Raw genomic sequence first — 18,735 nt, 5'->3', positions numbered from 1 at the left:
GTACTTTTATACCGTTTCAAAATTTTACTCTTATGAAAATATTTACGTACATTCTTATATTTATTGCCCTAGCACTTATAGTATTTAATATTACACTTCTAGATTTTGATCATCTTACTGATGGAAACAGTATGATTGCATTAATTGGAATTGCAGCAGCATTTTGCGCTGTTTTCATATTATTGATTTTCAAAACTTCTGTGCAGTTACAAGAAAAACTAAACGACAAATAATGTTTGATGTATTAATAATCGGTGGCGGCGCTGCCGGTGTTTCTTGCGCTTTAGTTTTGGGATCTGCGCACAAACGCGAATTTGCCCATGAAAAGAAAGTAGGCATTATAGCCCATCAAAAGGCGTCAGCTCTTCAAGATGCGGTTCTTAATAACGCTTATGGAATGCCACTTTACACATTAGGTTCAGATACTTTGACAAATGGACTTAGGCAGTTACAGGATGCTTATCCTCACATTACCCAGATTGCAAAAGAAAAAGTAAGTAGCATATCTGGAGATTTTCCCCTCTTTACTATCACTACCAATAAAAACATTTATCAGGCCAGATCTGTAGTAATTGCAGTCGGAAATTCGAATAGTTTCAACATTACCGGTTTACAAGACTTCGTTATTCCACACATGAAGACCATTGCGGATAAAAATCGAATTCAGCTAATTAACACTGATCATCAAATTGCTCAAGGGATGTACGTTGCTGGAACTCTTGCCGGCTGGCGCAGTCAAGTCGCAATTGCCGCTGGAAGTGGTGCTGCGGTTGCAACTGATATTCTTACAATGTGGAATAACGGAATTGACACTCATAGCCACGATTCTTTGCGCTAGTTTTCTAAATCTACTTGTACAGCTTTTATCATTGCATCATTCCTTTTTATAATTTCGTAATACCGATTTTCAGAAAATAACTGACGTGCAAATTCGGCAGTGATAAAACTTTTTACAAAATCTTTATTTTTCTTTAGGTTCATTCCGAAACCACTTTCTGAAAGATAGTTGTCAAAAGCTTTAAAATATTTATCAGTTTTTGCCATCGCATCGCTAAATTCTTCGAATTTCATTCCCTTAAATTCCGCTCGGTGTTTGTCAAGTTGCTCAAAGGCAAAATGCCCTACAATTCCCGATTGCATTAAATAACCAAGACCTTCCAGCCCATGCTCCTTTTCTATAGGCACAAAAATGTCTGGAACAATTCCGCCACCTCCATAAACGATGCGTCCATTTTTAGTTTTAAATTTTAAGGTATCGGCAACTTTAATACTATCTCTTTCATAAAGTTCGCCACTTTCAAATCTATGATCAAATTCGCTGTAATAATCTTCAACTCCATTAGCATAAGGCTTTTGAATAGACCTTCCAGAAGGAGTGTAATACCGGGCTACGGTTAATCTCACTGCCGATCCATCTTGAAAATTCATTTCGCGTTGCACCAATCCCTTTCCAAAAGAACGTCTCCCCACAATTTTTCCCCTATCATTATCTTGAATAGCACCCGCTATGATTTCGCTTGCAGATGCACTATTTTCATTTATAAGAATATAAAGTTTTCCTTTTTCAAATAATCCCCCTTTGGTGGCAACAGTCTTGTCTGTACGTTGTTTTTTGTTTTTTGTCTGTACGATGAGTTCACCAGCTTTTAACAGTTCATCAGCAATTTCATTTGCTTTCTCTAAATAACCACCACCATTATCTCTAAGGTCGATAACTAGGTTTTCCATCTGTAAGTCTAACAATTTTTGAAGAGAGGTATTAAATTCGGTTGCGGTTGTTTCTGCAAATCGATTGATCTTAATATACCCCGTTTTCTGATCAATCATTTCGGCTACGTCTACACTTTTTATCGGAATTGTTCCACGGATTAGATCAATTGTGAATGTTTTATTCTCTGATTTTCTAAAAACTTTTAAAAGAACTTTCGAACCTTCGGCACCTTTTAATTTCGAAAATAAACTATCGGTAGGGAGTTTTCGGCCAAATAACTGATCTTTATCTGCGAAGAGAATTCGGTCGCCAGCTTTGATTCCTGCTTTTGCCGAAGGGCCGTCTTCAATCGTCTTGATAACCGCGACCGTATCTTTATACATATAAAAATTAATTCCAATTCCAACGAAGTCACCTTTCATAGATTCGGCGGAAGCCTCAAACTCGTCAGCAGGAATGTAGACAGAATGTGGATCTAATTTTTCGAGAATATTATTAACTGTAATATCTACGATTGAATCTGTATTGATAGAATCGACGTATTCATTTTCGATAAAGTCAATAAGTTTATTGAGTTTATTTTTATAACTATTCTTTTCTAAAACTAAGGATGGACTAGAGAAATTGAGAAGACTTCCCAGCAAAATACCAAAGGCTATGCTGGAAAAAACTATAAGTGGCCCAAAAATCCTTTTCTTTTTCATTTATACGTTTTCATACTCATCTAGATTTATATTATCTACTTTTACTCCTGCTCTAATCAAGAAATCTACGCCAGACATGTCTTTATATCCCGACAAATAAACAACTCGAGTAATTCCAGCTTGATGTATTAATTTGCTGCAATCCTTGCAAGGTGACATCGTAATATAAAGCGTTGCGCCATCACAAGATTGCGTTGACGAAGCAACTTTTAATATCGCATTTGCTTCGGCATGCAGCACATACCAATGCGTTTCTCCAATATCATTCTCGCAAGTATTATCAAATCCAGACGGTGTTCCATTATATCCATCTGAAATTATCATGCGATCCTTTACAATAATCGCACCTACTTTTTTACGGTTGCAATGTGATAACTTGCCCCACTCTTTGGCAATTTTAAGATAGGCATGATCGTAGCGAGCTATTTTTTTTATATCCATTTTTTATTTCCAAATATCATTTTCTACTATCAATGGCAACACTACGCCAATGACAAAGGCCGAGAGCACCAAGGTCCAGTCTCGTTTATTAAATTTAGTAAAAGTCTGTACGGCGTATGACGCTATCAAAACTATGGTAACAATTATTATCTGTGCTGCTTCAATTCCTAAAGCAAATTCAAACAAAGGTAAAAGTTTATCTGTTGGAGTTCCGCTTAATAATGATTTGAAATAGGTCGAAAATCCAAGTCCATGTATAATTCCGAAGAAAAGCGTTATAAACATTATGGCATTTTTACTTTGAGGTTTTGCGGGTTTTCCGCCACTTAGAAGTGTAAAAAGTGCGGTAATCAAAATAGAAATCGGAATTAAAAACTCAATAATTGCGCTTCGAATGCTAAGAATATTATACACATTGAGTAACATCGCCACTGTATGACCTAAAGTAAAAACACTTACCAATATCAGAATTTGCTTCCAATCTTTAAATAAAAACGGTGCTGTTAAGGCTACTAGAAATAATAAATGATCGTATCCGTTAATATCTAAAACGTGTCTCAAACCAAGTTGAAAAAATATCCAAAACTCCGACATTACTAGGGACTTATTAATTGATTTTTAAGGACTGTAAACTTACGATTTATTTTCAAAAACAACTCGCACGACCACTTAATTGAGAATGATTTTTAGGATAAAATGCGATTGGCTGCTAAACTTTCGTAAAAACATTTTGACATAATTTAAATCGAATTATATTTGCAGAATAAAACCCGAACATTATGTCATTTTCAGATCTTTTTAGTACTTCGTTTTCATCACGAAATCGTGGCCATTTCTCTGCAATAGTACGTGTTGCGCTTGCTGACGGCAAACTTGCAGACGTGGAAAAAGTATTCTTGGATCAACTCGCTCGCAGATTGGATGTATCTGAAGAAGAGTACGCCGAAATTCTTGCTGATCCTTTAAAATACCCTATAAATCCACCTTATTTATATTCTCAAAGACTTGATCGTTTGTATGACCTTGCTCGCATGGTTTATGTCGATCACAATTTGGGAGATAGTCAAGTAAATATGCTTAAGAAATTTTGCGTAGGACTTGGTTTCACGCCAAGTAACGTTGATTATATCGTAGCCAAAGCTTTTGAACTTGTAAAACAAGAAGTTGACTTAGATACTTTTATTTACGAGATGACTAATATGAACAAATAAGAAATTGTTGTATATAAAGAATGCCCGTGAAACTTTAGGCTTCACGGGCATTCTTTATTTTAATTAAATATGTTACATATTCTGCGCAGCGGCGATAAATTCTTCCGCTTTCTCAACCATATTTTTGCTTCCGCAAATAAAGGGCACACGCTCATGTAACTCTTCTGGTTTGAGTTGCAAAATTCTAGTTACACCATCGGTTGCTTTTCCACCAGCTTGCTCTACGATAAAGGCCATTGGGTTGCATTCGTATAGCAAACGCAATTTTCCTTTTTCGCTTTTAGAACTCTTAGGATACATGTAAATTCCACCTTTGATCATATTTCTGTGAACATCTGCCACCAAACTTCCAATATAGCGAGATGTATATGGACGATCTCCTTCTTCTGATTGGCAATATTTGATATAATTTTTTATTCCTGGGTGAAAGTGTATGTAATTTCCTTCGTTAATACTATAAATTTTTCCGTCGGGAGCAAAGGTCATATTTGGGTGCGAAAGATAGAATGTTCCAATTGCCGGATTTAAAGTAAATCCGTTAACGCCATGTCCTGTTGTGTAAACGAGCATTGTCGATGTTCCATAAATTACATATCCAGCAGCAACTTGCGCTGTTCCTGGCTGAAGAAAATCTTCTTTTGTGACTGGGCTTCCAATAGGAGAAATTCTTTTATAAACTGAAAAGATAGTTCCTACAGATACATTGACATCAATATTTGAAGATCCGTCTAGTGGATCCATCAATAATACATATTTATTGCTGTGACTATTATCGCAACCTGGAACAGTGATGAAATCGTCATTTTCTTCTGATGCAATTCCGCAAACAATTTCGCGGTTTGTAAGAGTTTTAATAAAAACATCATTTGCGTATACATCGAGTTTTTGCTGGTCTTCGCCTTGAATGTTAATCTGTCCGACAGCTCCAGTAATATCTACAAGTCCCGCTTTATTTACTTTATAGTTCACTACTTTGGCCGCTAGCCGAATAGCATTCATAATACGTGATAATTCACCCGAAGAGTATTTAAATTCTTCTTGTTTTTCGATAATAAACTCTCCTAGAGTTCTACTGCGATCTGCCATAATGATACGAATGTGTTTGTAATTTTACAAATATCGGTTTTTTTGCCAAAATTTGACCTTTATTGCTTGATAGTTTTTGGTATTTGTATATTTGTTTTTCACAATTTAGCGAAAGCTATAAATAAATTTTTTATGATTATCCGAAAAGCTAGAGCCGAAGATATGGAAGCTGCATTAGAGCTAATTAAAGAGCTCGCCATTTATGAAAAAGAACCCGATGCTGTAATCGTTACGGTCGAAGATTTGATTCGTGATGGGTACGGTGAAGATCCATTATTTTACTGCTATGTTGCCGTGGAAGATGGCACCATCGTGGGAATGGCACTTTATTACTACAGATATAGCACTTGGAAAGGTAGAACTTTGCATCTGGAAGATTTAGTTGTCAAAGAAAATCAGCGCGGTAGCGGAGTTGGTTTTGCACTCTATTCTGAAATTATAAAAACTGGCTATGAAGATAATGTACAGCGCATCGAATGGAATGTTTTGAATTGGAATACCCCTGCGATTGAATTCTACAGAAAATCTGGAGCGACCGTTTTGCAAGATTGGATGGTGGCCCAAATGAGTAGAGAACAGATTGAGAAATTTGTAACAAAAGAGTAAATGAGGATTTTTAAGTTTGGAGGTGCATCTATTAAGGATGCAGAAGCGGTACGCAATATTTATGATGTTTTACAAATTACTGGTCATAGCGATGTACTTCTCGTAGTTTCGGCAATGGGCAAAACAACAAATGCAATTGAAGTTGTGATCAACAATTATTTTGAAAAATCTGCAGAGTTAAAAGCTTCCATCCAAGAAGTGAAAAAATACCACAATGAAATTTTACTGGATTTATTTGAAGATGATCAAAATCCCGTATTTGCGGCTTTGAAAAAATTGTTTGATGAAATGGAATTGTTTCTTCAGAATAATAAATCTCCTAATTACAATTATGTTTACGATCAATTAATTGGATATGGCGAATTGCTTTCGACAACTATTCTAACATACTTTTTCAGTCACAAAAACATTGACACTAATCTTCTTGACGTTCGACAATACATTAAAACCAATTCCAACTTTAGAGAAGCAGAAGTGGACTGGCAATTAACACAGAAAAACATTTCGGCAATTAAAGTAAAAGCTACTTTAAATATCACACAGGGTTTTTTGGGATCTGACGAAAATAATTTTAGCACTTCTTTAGGTCGCGAAGGCTCTGACTATACAGCGGCTATTTTTGGGTATTGCCTAAATGCGGATAGCGTGACTATCTGGAAAGATGTACCTGGAGTTATGAATGCCGATCCGCGATTCTTTGAAAACGCTATTTTGCTCGAAAATATTTCTTACAGAGAAGCTATAGAATTGGCATTTTATGGAGCTACGGTAATTCACCCGAAAACTTTGCAGCCCTTGCAAAGAAAGGAAATCCCGCTATACGTGAAATCATTTCTAAATCCAAAATTGCCAGGGACAAAAGTGGGCAAAGGAAGTGACTTGCAACCTCTCGTACCATGTTTTATTGTAAAGCGAAATCAACTACTTATTTCCTTGTCTTCACTAAATTTTGAATTTATTATGGAAGAAAATATTAGCGAAATTTTTGCACTTCTCCATAAATACAAGCTAAAGGTGCATTTGATTCAGAATTCTGCGATAAGCTTTTCGGTTTGTTGCGACGACAATTACGGTAATTTTGAAGTATTAAAGGCTGTTCTTTCTAGTAAATTTAGCGTAAGCTACAATGAAAACATATCTTTATATACCATTCGACACTTTGACGACCTTTCGGCAAATTCGATTACAGAAAATAAGAAAGTCTTGTTAACTCAAACAAGTAGAGAAACTATTCAGATAGTTGCTGCAACCTAAAGTAGTAACATGTACTCAAGATCCTATAAGATAAATCTTAAAAATTACAGAAGAGTCTTTGTTTTATAAAATTGCAGTCAAATGACTAATAAACGCTAACTACATTAGCAATCAGCACATTAACCTTAAAGTTAATTAACATTCCAAAAAGACAAAATATACTTCTGAAGTAGAAGAATTTCCAATACTTTTTCATAGTTTTGGAAAATCTATTAAAATTATCATAATATAAAACAACTAACTTTCAATTTATGAAAAAAATTACTCTACTCTTAGCGAGCTTGTTTATCACGGCTACCGCTAGCGCACAGCTTCCAGATGGATCAATAGCTCCAGACTTTACTGCCACCGACCTTAATGGAAATGTTCACACATTGTCAGAATATCTTGCTGCAGGGAAAACTGTAATTATGGATATTTCGGCTACGTGGTGCGGACCATGTTGGAGTTACCACGGATCCAATGCTTTAAATGATTTTTATTCATCTTATGGACAAGGTGGATCAGAAGAGGTTGTAGTATTATTTATAGAAGGAGATAATGCAACTACAATTGCAGATCTTAATGGAACTGGTACTAACACTCAGGGTGACTGGGTAAGTACATCATTATATCCAATTATTAATAGTGGTGCTATTGCACAACAATATGCAATAACATATTTCCCTACAGTATATAGAATTTGTCCTACTGGAGTAATAACTAATATTGGAGCAAAAAGTGCTACGCAATTAAAAAGTTTAGTAAATAGTGGATGTTCTGTAACTCTTCAAGGAATTGATAATAATGCAATCTCTACACCTATTGAAAACGGAATTTGTTCTGCAACTGGTGCAATCAACGCAAAAATTAAAAACTACGGAGGTAATGCAATCACTGCTGCAACTGTAGAGTTAAAAGAAAATGGAACTGTAGTATCAACTGCAAATTACGCTGGTCAAATTAACACATTTCAAGAAAAGGAAGTAACTTTTGCTAATTACACGTTTGATCTTGCTAATACTTATACTACTACAATTACGAGTGTTAATGGTGCACCAATGATTAATCCTGATGTTGCAACGCAAAATTCTAATATTGTTATAGCAAAAGGAAGTTATTCGAACGCGACAATTAAAGTTTACACAGATAATTACCCAACAGAAATTTCTTGGAACATTAGAAACTCTGCAAATACAATTATTGCACAAGGTGGTCCATACACAAATGCTGATAAAAATACTACGAAAATTCACGAAGTTACTTTAGCGCCAAATGATTGTTATTCAATTGAGCTTAAAGATACTTACGGAGATGGATGGAATGCAGGACCAACTCAGCACGGTCTTGAAGTTTTTAATGGTGACTATACTGTATTATTCATTGACGGAGAATTCGGTGCAAAATCATTGAAAAAAGCGAATGCATTGGCAACTACTGCTCTTGGTCTTGCTGATTCAGCAATTGAGAAAGTTAGACTATATCCAAATCCAACAACTGGTATTGTACAAATCAGCACTGCTGAAACCGTTAAAGTAACTGTAGTTGATATGTTAGGTAAAGTAGTTTATGAAAATGCTTCAGTAGACGCTCAAACTCAAATCAACTTATCATCGTTCCAAAAAGGAATTTACATGGCTAAAATTGTAGGTGAAAATACAACTCAGACAGAAAAAATTATCTTAAACTAATAAAATGAAAAAAATATTCTTAGCAGTTATCTGCTTCAGTAGTTTCGCAGCTTTCTCTCAAATTACTCTATCTACAGATGGTGGACAGACGCTAGTGACAGATGGTCAACAATTTGTTGTAACGTCAATACAAGCGCCGGACAACTACCTACCCTTGCTAATTAGTAATAACTATGATTATGATGTAAATATTCAAGTTAAAGTTGTTAGTATCGAAAATCATGCTGGTACTGGATTACAACTATGTGTTGGTACTTTATGTTTTGGAACTGTTTCAGCAGGAACAGCATACCCTACTGTACTTCCTAATACATTAATTGAAGCAAATAGATCTAATTTAGAGTATAACGATCACTTTAGACTTGATACTGCTGGAATTAATCCTGCATTACCTGTGGTTTATAACTTTCAGCTTATTCAAATTACCGAAACTGGAGTTCAGACGGCAGTACTTAAGAACTTTTCATTTAAATATAGCCCAACATTGGCTGTTAGCAAAAACGATCTTGCAAGTGTAGGTGTAGTTTTAAACAACACAATTGCAACAAGCAGTCTTCAAGTTAGCGCTGAGAATCAGACTCAAATGAGCATCATTGACATCAATGGTAAAGTTGTGGGTCAGCAGACTTTGAACTCTGGAAATAATTCTGTTAATACTTCAAGTTTTGCTACAGGAATTTATATGGCTAGTTTCACAAACGAAAATGGTCAAAAAGCTACTGTAAAATTTGTGAAAAACTAAAAATTTTCAAAAGTTCTAGGTTTTAAATACTTTAAAAGTCGTCTTTCAATAGACGACTTTTTTTTGTGTCAAATTCTCAATTCCATCTCTCAAAAAACACACTACATTTGTAGTAATGCCGTTATTAAAAGTATGATTAAATCGAGTTTTATTATATTCCTACTGTTTAGTTTTTCTGCGCTTTTTGCACAGGAGATCAAAACAACCACAACAACTCGAAAAAAATTCTCCATTTCTGACACGATAAAAGTTGATAGTATAGCATTGCAAAAAGGAAGTCTAAAATTATTTGACTCGAAAAATCAGCTGATCCCCAATTCCGATTATACTTTAAACTCTAATACGGGTGCTATAGTGTTTAAAAATTCAACTATTCAAACGGATAGTATCACCGTAGTATTGACAGAATATCCTGAATTTCTAACCAAAACTTATAGCATTTACGACGATCCACAGATTTTAGATAACTCTGTAACCGAATCAAAATTATACCAAATTCCTCAGGAGAATGTAAAAAAGTTTGTGCCATTTGACGGACTAAACACAGTGGGAAGTATCAGTCGCGGAATTACAGTTGGAAACAATCAGAGCGCGGTAGTAAACTCCAATTTAGATTTACAGATTACAGGAAAGATATCCGAAGATGTAACCTTAAAAGCGTCCTTGCAAGACAGTAATATTCCGTTGCAAGAAGGTGGCTATAGCCAAAAACTTGACGAATTTGATCAGATATTTATCGAACTTGCTAGTAAAAATTGGACAATACGTGGTGGAGATTTGTTTCTAGAAAACAGAAGTTCCACTTTTTTGAATTTTAATAAGAAAGTGCAAGGCGTATCTGCTAATTTCAACTTTGGCGATGTAGATGCCAAAACTTCAATCTTTAGTAGCGCGGCACTCGTAAAAGGTCAGTACGCGAAAAGTAATTTTTTAGGACAGGAAGGAAACCAAGGCCCATATAAATTAAAAGGCAGTAATGAGGCGCTTTACGTCTTGGTAATTTCCGGATCTGAAAGAGTGTATGTAAATGGCGTCCAACTTCAGCGCGGAGAGAACAATGATTATATTATTGACTATAATGCGGGAGAAATCACCTTTACCACCATTTTTCCGATAAATTCGGATATGAGAATTACCGTAGAATATCAGTATTCTGACAGAAATTATACAAGACTTCTTGCTTATGCTGGCGCATTACACGAACGCGAAAAATGGAGTTTGGGAGCCTATGTTTATTCTGAAAACGATATAAAAAATCAATCTTTACAGCAAAATTTATCCGAAGAACAAGCTCAGATATTACTAAATGCTGGTGACAATCAGGATTTGATGACTGCACCGTCGGCCTATCTCGATGGCTACTCTGCTAATAAAGTTCTATACGAAAAGAAATTTATTGATGGTGTCCAAATTTTCGAATATTCTAACGACGAAACCGCCGAGCTTTATAATGTGCGTTTCTTATTAGTTGGTGCTAATCAAGGAAATTACAAACTTGAAAGCAGCGCCGCAATAACAAAAATATACAGTTACGTTTCGCCAATTGCTGGTGTAAAACAAGGAAACTACGAACCAATAAGTAGACTTATACCTCCCACTAAACTGCAGATCGCCACTATCCAAGGTCGATTTGAACCAACAGATAAAACCGACATTCGATTTGAATTTGCAGCAAGTAATAATGATCTAAATTTATTTTCGAAGATAGATAATGACGATAATTTTGGATATGCAGCCAAAATCAATGCGACTCACAAATTTAAATTAGCCAGTCAAAAAGCGACTGCCTTTGCAAATTATCAATTTATAGGACAGAATTTTAAAACGGTAGAGCGATTGAATACCATTGAATTTGACCGCGATTGGAATAGCTTTGATGCAAGAGGAGATCAGAGTTTGCTGGTTGCGGGGGTGAATATGCTTTTTCAAAATTCTGATAGTTTGCAATTGGGAACTGTTGAATATAAAGTCGAAAAATTAGATTATCGCGAAACATTTTCGGGAATTAGACAGATTGGAAGTGTGAATTTGGCTGTAAATAAAATCAGAATAAAGGGAGATGCAAGCTTGCTTAAAAGCGATGGACAACTCCAAGAATCCACTTTTAATAGAGGATGGGCAGTTGGAAAATATCATTTTAATACTAAAAATTGGGTTGGGATTAACGGTCGTTTTGAAGATAATTTACAACGTGATAAAGCGAGTGGTAAGCCTTTGGCATTAAGCCAGAAATTTACAGAATACGGCGCATTGTTAGGGCGCGGTGATAGCACCGCGGTTTACGGCGAGATAGGTTTTGCGAGTAGATCCACAGACAGCCTTCAAAATGTTGCGGTACAGCAAGTAAGCAAGTCGAATTCGTTTTATCTGAAATCCCGATTAATTCAGACTGATAAAACAACATTAGCGGCATATATAAACTATCGAACTTTAAAATATACCAATCCACTGCTCAAGAACGAGGACGCTCTAAACAGCCGAATCATCTACAACGACAGGTTTTTTGATCAACTTATACAAATTGCGACCACGTACGAAACGAGTTCAGGGACTATTCCGCAACAAGAATTTACCTATCTTGAGGTAGAAGCTGGCCAAGGAATATACATCTGGAATGATTATAACGGCAACGGAATTCAGGAGCTTGAAGAATTTGAAGTGGCGCCATTTCAAGATTTAGCAAAATTTATTCGAATATTTTTGCCAAATCAGGTATATCTCAAAACACACCAAAACAAATTTTCACAGTCAGTAATTGTAAATCCCGCCCAGTGGCAAAATAAGGTAGGTTTCAAAAAAATACTGTCACTATTTTACAACCAAACTTCGTACATCATAGATCGGAAGATAAAACGCACTAATACTTCATTTGATTTGAATCCTTTCGGGTCTGGCGGCGACGAATTATTGGGGAATAATGCAAACTTTAGAAATAGCCTTTACTACAACCGCGGCAAGCAGACGCATTCTGTTACTTGGACTGTTCTAAATTCTACGGCAAAGAATCTACTATCGGTAGGAGCAGTTTTAAATAATAATCGTTCACAGCAAATACAATACACTCATTTACTAAAGAAGTATTGGCTTTTTAATTTAGGTCTGCAACAGAACTATGCATCGGTGACTTCGGATAATTTTGATCAGAAAAATTATGAAATACGAAGTGAGTACCTCCTTCCAAAAATATCCTATATCTTCTCCCGAAATGCAAGCCTTGACCTATTTTACGTATTGAGAATGAAAGAGAATCAGATTGGAGCAGGAGAAATGCTTTCGCAAAATAAACTCGGAACCTCTTTTAATTATAGTAGCGATCAGAAGTATACCATGAGTGGTAGCTTTGCTTACTTAAATAATGAATATAGCGGCGAACCTAACTCGGCAGTTGGATTTCAGATGCTAGAGGGTCTTCAAGCGGGAAAAAACAGCGTGTGGCAATTGCTACTGCAAAGAAATATTACTCAATATCTTGATGTAAATGTCAATTACCAAGGACGGAAAAGTGAGACTAGCAAGGCTATTCATACTGGAAGTATACAATTACGAGCATTCTTTTAAGACAAAATTAGTCCACTAGAGATTTTATAGGTGTAATTAAAACCTTATATTTGAAGTCATTAAAAATAAAAAAATGGCGATTAAAACAAATTTAGCACTTATAGTAATGGCATCGATGGCCTTATATTCATGTAAGCAAGATTTACAACCACAAGACAGTCCAATTGATGAAAGTGCTGCTATAACGGAAGCTACACAAGATCCTAATGGTGGTAATATCCAGATGCAAGGTGGGGAACAAGCTAACGCACAGCCACAAATAATGGATTCACCGCAAATGCAACCTGCACAACAACCTGTTTCGAAAGTTGCCGCCGGCATGAATCCCGCGCACGGACAGCCAGGCCACAGATGCGACATACAAGTTGGAGCGCCATTGAATTCGCCAGCAGGAAAACCAGCACCACAACCTATTACAACACCGGTGCAACAGTCAATGCCAGCAGCGCCTTCAATATTGAACGCACCCTCAGGAAATACAGCTGTGGGAATGAATCCTGCGCACGGACAGCCAGGTCATAAATGTGATGTTGCAGTGGGAGCACCGTTATAGATCTCAATTCTTTTACATAAAAATGCCCCTTTGAAAGTTTTTCGAAGGGGCATTTTTATATTAAGAAATATCTATAAGATCGTATAAAGCGAAATGATTGAATCAAATTAATAATTGTTGTAAATATGATCCCGCTAACCGAAGGATTTTAAATGAGGAAATTTCATAAAATGAAAAGACAATCTCAAAAATAATATCATCATGACAGTAGGATTTAACATGATTGCATACTTCAATGGTACCGCACTTCTTTCGGCGTAAGCCTAATTCAGAAAGGTCCTAATACGCGAAAACCCTAACTGGACGAATCCAATTAGGGTTTGAAGTGGAGAATATCGGATTCGAACCGATCACCTCTTGCCTGCCAGGCAAGCGCTCTAGCCAAATGAGCTAATCCCCCAAAACCATCGCAAATATAGAGTTAATTTCTTAGAATGTCGTATTTAGAGATAAAGATAATCCAGTGCTTTCTTCTACATATCTACATACTCCACCCACGCAAACAAGACCGCCACGTTGACGTCCATAAGCTAATGCAATACGAGTAGATCCTTTTCTGAATGCACCACCAATATTGTAATAATGAGTTTGATCTGCTGCAACTTCATTACCGTAATTATACATATCCATTGCGTAAACTGAATACTTACTATTGATATTGAATTCGGCGGTAGCACTTGCCCAGTTCCCTTTATCAGAATTGGCCCACATATGCTCTCCAACCAATCGTAGTGATTGATAAGTTGAGAATTTGTAAGTTCCTTCGGCAGCGATAATATTTGTTTTAACTAACCCCGAGGTTTCTTCAATTAGCTTTTTGTCATAGTACTGATTGATATAAGCTATAGCTCCATTGAAATCATTGCTGAACTTTTTGGAGATTTCGAGATTGTAGTCAGAAAAATATTTTTTCCCAAATCCAAAGAAATCTGTATCGTACCCTTTTGGATTGCTAACGTTGAAAGTACCGCCTAATGCATTCCAATTAGAAACATTAATTGCCACTTTTGTTCCATATTTTCCTCCCAATTTCGTTCCCTTTTGGAAATCATAGTACAAATCGATCTGACCTCCTATCTCACCAGTTTTTACTAGCGAAGCATCGGTCAAGATTACGTTTGGCTGTGCTTGATACACATAGATATTGGAAAGGTTGAAGTGGTGCTGCTTGGTAAGACTTGGTACAAAATTCATTACTTTGTCATTATAAGCATTCCCTTTTGCATCTCTCTCTGAGAAAAAACTCATATTTTCGATTCTTCTAAAAGTAGCGTCCATACCAAAACCTTTGGTAGAATATCCTGCATTAAATAAAAGTGCCGAACCTGGTTTTACAAATTCATTATCAATCTGTCCTTGCACTTGTACAATGGCATCTTCAGTTTTGTAATTATATTCTGAAGTAAAATAAAATGCATTGTGACCAAAAGCCACACGTGCAGCATATCCGTCAGTGGCATTTTTAAAATTAGGATCAATAATATCTGTCTTCTCATCGCGGCGAATAAAACTTCCTCCGATAGATAAGTCTGTAGTCTCAAATTTTAAAACGTCTCCAATATTAAATTCAACGTCAGTACCGAAAATATCCGAATTAGCAACATCAAAACCAGAACGCTGACGACCATAAACACCTTTTACTGTAAGAAATTCGGCCGGTCTAAAAATTACACGACCGCCACGCAGCGCATTGTTAATACCTAAAGCACGATCTTCCCAACTTCTAAACAGAATTCCACTTCCAAACTGCTCGTAAAAATAACCAGCTGTAACATCTACCTTATCATTGGCATAACGCACAAAGTATGTGGCTATATTGGTTTCGTTGAATTTTGGATTGTAGTTTAACAAGGCATTTTCTTCATACGCTTCAGCCTGAATTCCTGCCGACCAATTTTTGTAAACGTAATTTAAAAAAAGATAATTATTAGAACGGATTGGATCTTCAGGATGCGAAATATTAATTCCTTTATCGTTAAGATACCATTGTGAATTTGATTCAAAACCTCCGAAGAAGTTTCCTCTATCAACTTTTGGTTTGCTAATAGTATCTGCTTCTTGTGCTAGTGCTGTTAGGGAAAAGGTCACACAAAGACCTAATAATAATTTTTTCATCGATCGTATTATAGAGTCTTCAATTTTTCGAATAATTCAATTTCACTTCCTGGAGAATACCCGTTTTGTACGTGTACAATCTCGCCATTCTTTACAACGATCGTGTAAGGAATGTTTACGATAGAAAGGGCTCTTTTAAAGGCTTGATTATTATCCAATAGTACATTATACGACCAACCTTTACCGTTTATCATTGGTTTTACACGTTTGGCAGTACGAGAATCATCTGTAGAAACAGCGATAATTTCCATATTTACCTCTTTTTTCCAATCATCTTGAAGATCATTGATTTCTTCTAATTCTTGAATACAAGGCACACACCAAGTAGCCCAAAATGAGTAAACATACAATTTATCTTTTTCAGCAAAATCCTTTTGTAATGAGAATTTCTTGCCATCAAGATTAGGTAAAGTAAGATCTGGTAGCTGTTTTTGAGAGAACATCGAAGTGCTTGCAAGAAGCACAAGTAGGAATAATTTCTTCATTGTAGTTGATTTATGTGCAAATAAATACAATTTCTAAGCCAAAATAAAACTTTATTGACTTAATTTGCATTTAAACATAAAAAATATAGAGATGAAGAATATCAAAAGGTATTTAACATTAGTTGTCTTTTTAGCTCTTTTTAGTTCATGCAGCGATACTATTGTCAATGTTGGCGCTGAAAATCAAGAGCCTGTAAATGACTCGATTACTAGTGGATATTTTACAAAAAGAGTATTAATTGAAGATTATACCGGAACATGGTGTGGCAACTGTACCCGAGTAGCATTAGCAATTGAGCGCGTTTTAGAAAAAACTGATAGAGCAGAGATTGTTGCTATTCATAATGGTGACGACCCATATCATTTTAATGGTATTGGACCACTTCAAAATTTAATTTACCCAGGATTGACAGATTTACCTTTGCCAACGTCACGTCTGAATAGAACGGTAGTTTGGAAATTTCCAGAGACTAACAACGTTCAACAAGCAGTCAATTTAACAGGATATAACTGTGGTCTTGGACTTGCGGTAAATTCCTCAATGACAGGACAAAATATTAATTTAAATGTTAAAGTAAAATTTGCTGAAGATTATCAAAATTTGAAACTAGTAGTCTACTTACTAGAAGATGACCTTACCTATTTTCAAGTAAATTATACAAGTTCTTATTACGGAGGTCAAGATCCTATTCCAAATTACACACACGACAATGTGGTAAGAAGCATGGTTACCAACATTTTGGGTGATGAAATGGGAACAACATTCGCAGCCGGAAGTACTTTTGAAAGATCATTTAACGTAGCAGTTCCTGCAAATGTCGAAAATCCATCAAATATTCGTTTTGTGGCATTTGTAGTTGGCGAAGATAACAAAGCAATAAACACTAGAAGTAACAGTGTAAATCAAACGCAAGCATTGGAACAAAACCCATAAAAGATGCTGCACACGCCTAAAGAAGTTTTTTCAAATCTTTTTTAAGCATTTCTAATTCTAAAATTACGCAACAGCAACAAATTTTAAAAATTTCGTAAAAGCCCGTAGTAAGTTGATTACTGCGGGTTTTTTTTATCATAAAAATGCTTAGATTTGAACTATCAAACAATTTGACATCCCGAAATGCTAAAGCAGTTTTTAAATTTAAAATTATCTCAGAAATTATCTCCTCAGCAAATACAGCTGATGAAGTTAATTCAACTTCCTACGCAAGCTTTTGAGCAACGTATCAAAGAAGAAATGAACGAAAATCCAGCTCTCGAAACAGGCAAAGAAGAAGATGACGAGGATGAATTTGAAAAAGACGAATTTGACAATGAGGAGTTTGATGATTATGATGAATTTGAAAGTGATCGCATCGAAGCCGAAGATATTAATATTGACGAGTATCTGAGCAATGACGAAACGCCCGAATACAAACTTCAGGCAAATAACTACAGTGCTGACGACGAGTTAATTTCGAGTCCACTCGCCTCACCCGTAACTTTTCACCAAGATTTACTCAATCAACTTAATACTTTTATTTTGAGTGAGGATGAGCGCGCTATTGCCGAATTTCTAGTGGGTAGCATAGATGACATGGGCTACATCCGCAGAAGTTTTCAGGAATTAGTAGACGACATGGCTTTTACTCAAGGGATTTATACTGATGAGGAAACCGTAAGCAGAATTTTACAAATAGTACATCAACTGGAACCCTCAGGTGTGGGCGCCCAAGATTTGCAAGAATGTTTATTACTTCAACTAAAACACAAAACGCCCACTCAGTCTATTGAACTTGCAACCGATATCTTGCAAAACAACTTTGATGCTTTTACCAAAAAGCATTACGAGAAATTGCAACAGCGCTACAACATATCCTTAGAAAGCTTGAAAAATGCGGTGGGTGAAATAGAAAAGCTTAATCCAAAGCCTGGAAATTCCTTTACTGGAAACAACAAAATGATTGAGCATGTCGTTCCCGATTTTGCAATTAGAATTGTAGAAGGAGAATTAGAGCTTACGCTAAACGGCCGTAATGCCCCGACTTTGCACGTGTCCAAGGATTACCAAGATATGATGCAGACCTATAAAGTTTCTGCCGATAAATCAGATTCACAGAAGGATGCGGTACAGTTTATCAAACAAAAATTAGATTCGGCCAAGTGGTTTATCGAAGCAATCAGACAGCGACAAGAAACACTTTTTGTTACGATGAATGCAATTATGCATTATCAAGCAGAATATTTTCTTGATGGCGACGAGACCAAATTGAAACCGATGATCTTAAAAGATATCGCCGATATGGTGGGAATGGACATTTCGACTATTTCGAGAGTTGCTAATTCAAAATACGTAGACACTCCTTACGGAACAAAATTGATTAAAGAATTTTTCTCAGAAGCGATGATGAATGATCAGGGCGAAGAGGTCTCCACTTTGGAAATTAAAAAAATTCTTCAAAACATTATCGAAGCCGAAGACAAACAAAAGCCGTATCCAGACGACCAATTAGCCGATTTGCTTAAGGAAAAGGGATATCCAATTGCCAGACGTACAATTGCAAAGTATAGAGAGCAACTAGACATTCCTGTGGCAAGAATGCGTAAAAAAATATAGGAAGCA

General features: G+C 36.1%; 17 protein-coding genes and 1 tRNA gene. 11 read left to right on the top strand and 7 right to left on the bottom strand.

All coding sequences use genetic code 11. The features are described from left to right. Positions 1-32: 32 nt before the first annotated feature. The gene (locus tag SBO79_RS04645) at positions 33-233 is read left to right on the top strand and encodes a hypothetical protein (RefSeq protein WP_318642411.1); all 201 of its coding nucleotides are present in this window, start codon (positions 33-35) and stop codon (positions 231-233) included. Beyond that, positions 233-838: an FAD-dependent oxidoreductase gene (locus SBO79_RS04640; RefSeq protein ID WP_318642409.1), complete on the top strand. Its 606-nt coding sequence runs from the start codon at positions 233-235 to the stop codon at positions 836-838. The genes SBO79_RS04645 and SBO79_RS04640 overlap by 1 nt, the downstream gene beginning before the upstream one ends. Here the strand turns inward: SBO79_RS04640 and SBO79_RS04635 are convergent. From SBO79_RS04635 to SBO79_RS04625, 3 genes are read right to left on the bottom strand one after another with little or no spacing between them, the layout of a single operon-like run. Next, positions 835-2,415 (bottom strand): S41 family peptidase, encoded by a 1,581-nt coding sequence (locus tag SBO79_RS04635; protein WP_318642407.1) that lies wholly within the window; start codon positions 2,413-2,415, stop codon positions 835-837. The two genes, SBO79_RS04640 and SBO79_RS04635, sit on opposite strands and share 4 nt — an antisense overlap. Then, complete coding sequence (locus SBO79_RS04630; RefSeq protein WP_318642405.1) at positions 2,416-2,856, bottom strand: deoxycytidylate deaminase; 441 nt, start codon at positions 2,854-2,856, stop codon at positions 2,416-2,418. It abuts the gene before it with no gap. 3 nt (positions 2,857-2,859) lie between these two features. Then, positions 2,860-3,450 (bottom strand): HupE/UreJ family protein, encoded by a 591-nt coding sequence (locus SBO79_RS04625; RefSeq protein WP_318642403.1) that lies wholly within the window; start codon positions 3,448-3,450, stop codon positions 2,860-2,862. Positions 3,451-3,635: 185 nt separating this feature from the next. On the opposite strand from SBO79_RS04625, the gene SBO79_RS04620 reads away from it, so the two are divergent. Next, positions 3,636-4,067 carry a TerB family tellurite resistance protein gene (locus tag SBO79_RS04620; protein WP_318642402.1) on the top strand — a complete coding sequence of 144 codons (432 nt, stop codon included), beginning with the start codon at positions 3,636-3,638 and terminating at the stop codon, positions 4,065-4,067. Between the two features lie 72 nt (positions 4,068-4,139). Here the strand turns inward: SBO79_RS04620 and fbp are convergent, their stop codons facing one another. Continuing rightward, complete coding sequence (gene fbp / locus SBO79_RS04615; RefSeq protein ID WP_318642400.1) at positions 4,140-5,153, bottom strand: class 1 fructose-bisphosphatase; 1,014 nt, start codon at positions 5,151-5,153, stop codon at positions 4,140-4,142. A gap of 132 nt (positions 5,154-5,285) precedes the next feature. Here fbp and SBO79_RS04610 point away from each other — a divergent pair, with 132 nt between their 5' ends. The 6 genes from SBO79_RS04610 (at position 5,286) to SBO79_RS04585 (ending at position 13,536) form a co-directional block, all read left to right on the top strand. Then, on the top strand, positions 5,286-5,759 hold the full coding sequence (locus SBO79_RS04610) for a GNAT family N-acetyltransferase (protein WP_318642398.1): 474 nt from the start codon (positions 5,286-5,288) through the stop codon (positions 5,757-5,759). Next, positions 5,760-7,013 (top strand): aspartate kinase, encoded by a 1,254-nt coding sequence (locus SBO79_RS04605; RefSeq protein WP_318642396.1) that lies wholly within the window; start codon positions 5,760-5,762, stop codon positions 7,011-7,013. A gap of 251 nt (positions 7,014-7,264) precedes the next feature. Further along, positions 7,265-8,683: a T9SS type A sorting domain-containing protein gene (locus SBO79_RS04600; RefSeq protein ID WP_318642394.1), complete on the top strand. Its 1,419-nt coding sequence runs from the start codon at positions 7,265-7,267 to the stop codon at positions 8,681-8,683. Between the two features lie 4 nt (positions 8,684-8,687). After that, positions 8,688-9,425, top strand: a complete 738-nt coding sequence (locus SBO79_RS04595; RefSeq protein ID WP_318642392.1) for a T9SS type A sorting domain-containing protein — start codon at positions 8,688-8,690, stop codon at positions 9,423-9,425. A gap of 132 nt (positions 9,426-9,557) precedes the next feature. Next, complete coding sequence (locus tag SBO79_RS04590; protein WP_318642390.1) at positions 9,558-12,983, top strand: DUF8818 domain-containing protein; 3,426 nt, start codon at positions 9,558-9,560, stop codon at positions 12,981-12,983. 73 nt (positions 12,984-13,056) lie between these two features. Continuing rightward, on the top strand, positions 13,057-13,536 hold the full coding sequence (locus tag SBO79_RS04585; protein WP_318642388.1) for a hypothetical protein: 480 nt from the start codon (positions 13,057-13,059) through the stop codon (positions 13,534-13,536). Positions 13,537-13,862: 326 nt separating this feature from the next. On the opposite strand, the gene SBO79_RS04580 is transcribed toward SBO79_RS04585, so the two are convergent. From SBO79_RS04580 to SBO79_RS04570, 3 genes are all read right to left on the bottom strand, one after another. Next, positions 13,863-13,936 (bottom strand) — tRNA-Ala (locus SBO79_RS04580). Positions 13,937-13,965: 29 nt separating this feature from the next. Then, on the bottom strand, positions 13,966-15,651 hold the full coding sequence (locus tag SBO79_RS04575; RefSeq protein ID WP_318642386.1) for a DUF6029 family protein: 1,686 nt from the start codon (positions 15,649-15,651) through the stop codon (positions 13,966-13,968). An 8-nt stretch (positions 15,652-15,659) separates the two neighbouring features. Continuing rightward, positions 15,660-16,136 carry a TlpA family protein disulfide reductase gene (locus SBO79_RS04570; RefSeq protein WP_318642385.1) on the bottom strand — a complete coding sequence of 159 codons (477 nt, stop codon included), beginning with the start codon at positions 16,134-16,136 and terminating at the stop codon, positions 15,660-15,662. A gap of 91 nt (positions 16,137-16,227) precedes the next feature. On the opposite strand from SBO79_RS04570, the gene SBO79_RS04565 reads away from it, so the two are divergent. Together SBO79_RS04565 and rpoN are read left to right on the top strand one after the other, a co-directional pair. Further along, a complete protein-coding gene (locus SBO79_RS04565) occupies positions 16,228-17,070 on the top strand; it encodes an Omp28-related outer membrane protein (RefSeq protein ID WP_318642382.1) in 843 nt (280 codons plus the stop codon). A gap of 183 nt (positions 17,071-17,253) precedes the next feature. Then, a complete protein-coding gene (gene rpoN / locus SBO79_RS04560; RefSeq protein ID WP_318642380.1) occupies positions 17,254-18,729 on the top strand; it encodes an RNA polymerase factor sigma-54 in 1,476 nt (491 codons plus the stop codon). The last annotated feature ends 6 nt before the right edge of the window (positions 18,730-18,735 follow it).

The sequence above is a fragment of the Flavobacterium ardleyense genome (assembly GCF_033547075.1).
Taxonomy (GTDB): Bacteria; Bacteroidota; Bacteroidia; order Flavobacteriales; family Flavobacteriaceae; genus Flavobacterium; species Flavobacterium ardleyense_A.
Note: the sequence above shows the minus strand (reverse complement) of the source record. Positions and strands in the feature narration are given on the sequence as shown.

Excerpts from the sequence above, each read along its gene's own strand:
- SBO79_RS04645 (WP_318642411.1), top strand. The coding sequence starts at position 33 with ATGAAAATATTTACGTACATTCTTATATTTATTGCCCTAGCACTTATA.
- SBO79_RS04640 (WP_318642409.1), top strand. The coding sequence starts at position 233 with ATGTTTGATGTATTAATAATCGGTGGCGGCGCTGCCGGTGTTTCTTGC.
- SBO79_RS04635 (WP_318642407.1), bottom strand. The coding sequence starts at position 2,415 with ATGAAAAAGAAAAGGATTTTTGGGCCACTTATAGTTTTTTCCAGCATA.
- SBO79_RS04630 (WP_318642405.1), bottom strand. The coding sequence starts at position 2,856 with ATGGATATAAAAAAAATAGCTCGCTACGATCATGCCTATCTTAAAATT.
- SBO79_RS04625 (WP_318642403.1), bottom strand. The coding sequence starts at position 3,450 with ATGTCGGAGTTTTGGATATTTTTTCAACTTGGTTTGAGACACGTTTTA.
- SBO79_RS04620 (WP_318642402.1), top strand. The coding sequence starts at position 3,636 with ATGTCATTTTCAGATCTTTTTAGTACTTCGTTTTCATCACGAAATCGT.
- fbp (WP_318642400.1), bottom strand. The coding sequence starts at position 5,153 with ATGGCAGATCGCAGTAGAACTCTAGGAGAGTTTATTATCGAAAAACAA.
- SBO79_RS04610 (WP_318642398.1), top strand. The coding sequence starts at position 5,286 with ATGATTATCCGAAAAGCTAGAGCCGAAGATATGGAAGCTGCATTAGAG.
- SBO79_RS04605 (WP_318642396.1), top strand. The coding sequence starts at position 5,760 with ATGAGGATTTTTAAGTTTGGAGGTGCATCTATTAAGGATGCAGAAGCG.
- SBO79_RS04600 (WP_318642394.1), top strand. The coding sequence starts at position 7,265 with ATGAAAAAAATTACTCTACTCTTAGCGAGCTTGTTTATCACGGCTACC.
- SBO79_RS04595 (WP_318642392.1), top strand. The coding sequence starts at position 8,688 with ATGAAAAAAATATTCTTAGCAGTTATCTGCTTCAGTAGTTTCGCAGCT.
- SBO79_RS04590 (WP_318642390.1), top strand. The coding sequence starts at position 9,558 with ATGATTAAATCGAGTTTTATTATATTCCTACTGTTTAGTTTTTCTGCG.
- SBO79_RS04585 (WP_318642388.1), top strand. The coding sequence starts at position 13,057 with ATGGCGATTAAAACAAATTTAGCACTTATAGTAATGGCATCGATGGCC.
- SBO79_RS04575 (WP_318642386.1), bottom strand. The coding sequence starts at position 15,651 with ATGAAAAAATTATTATTAGGTCTTTGTGTGACCTTTTCCCTAACAGCA.
- SBO79_RS04570 (WP_318642385.1), bottom strand. The coding sequence starts at position 16,136 with ATGAAGAAATTATTCCTACTTGTGCTTCTTGCAAGCACTTCGATGTTC.
- SBO79_RS04565 (WP_318642382.1), top strand. The coding sequence starts at position 16,228 with ATGAAGAATATCAAAAGGTATTTAACATTAGTTGTCTTTTTAGCTCTT.
- rpoN (WP_318642380.1), top strand. The coding sequence starts at position 17,254 with ATGCTAAAGCAGTTTTTAAATTTAAAATTATCTCAGAAATTATCTCCT.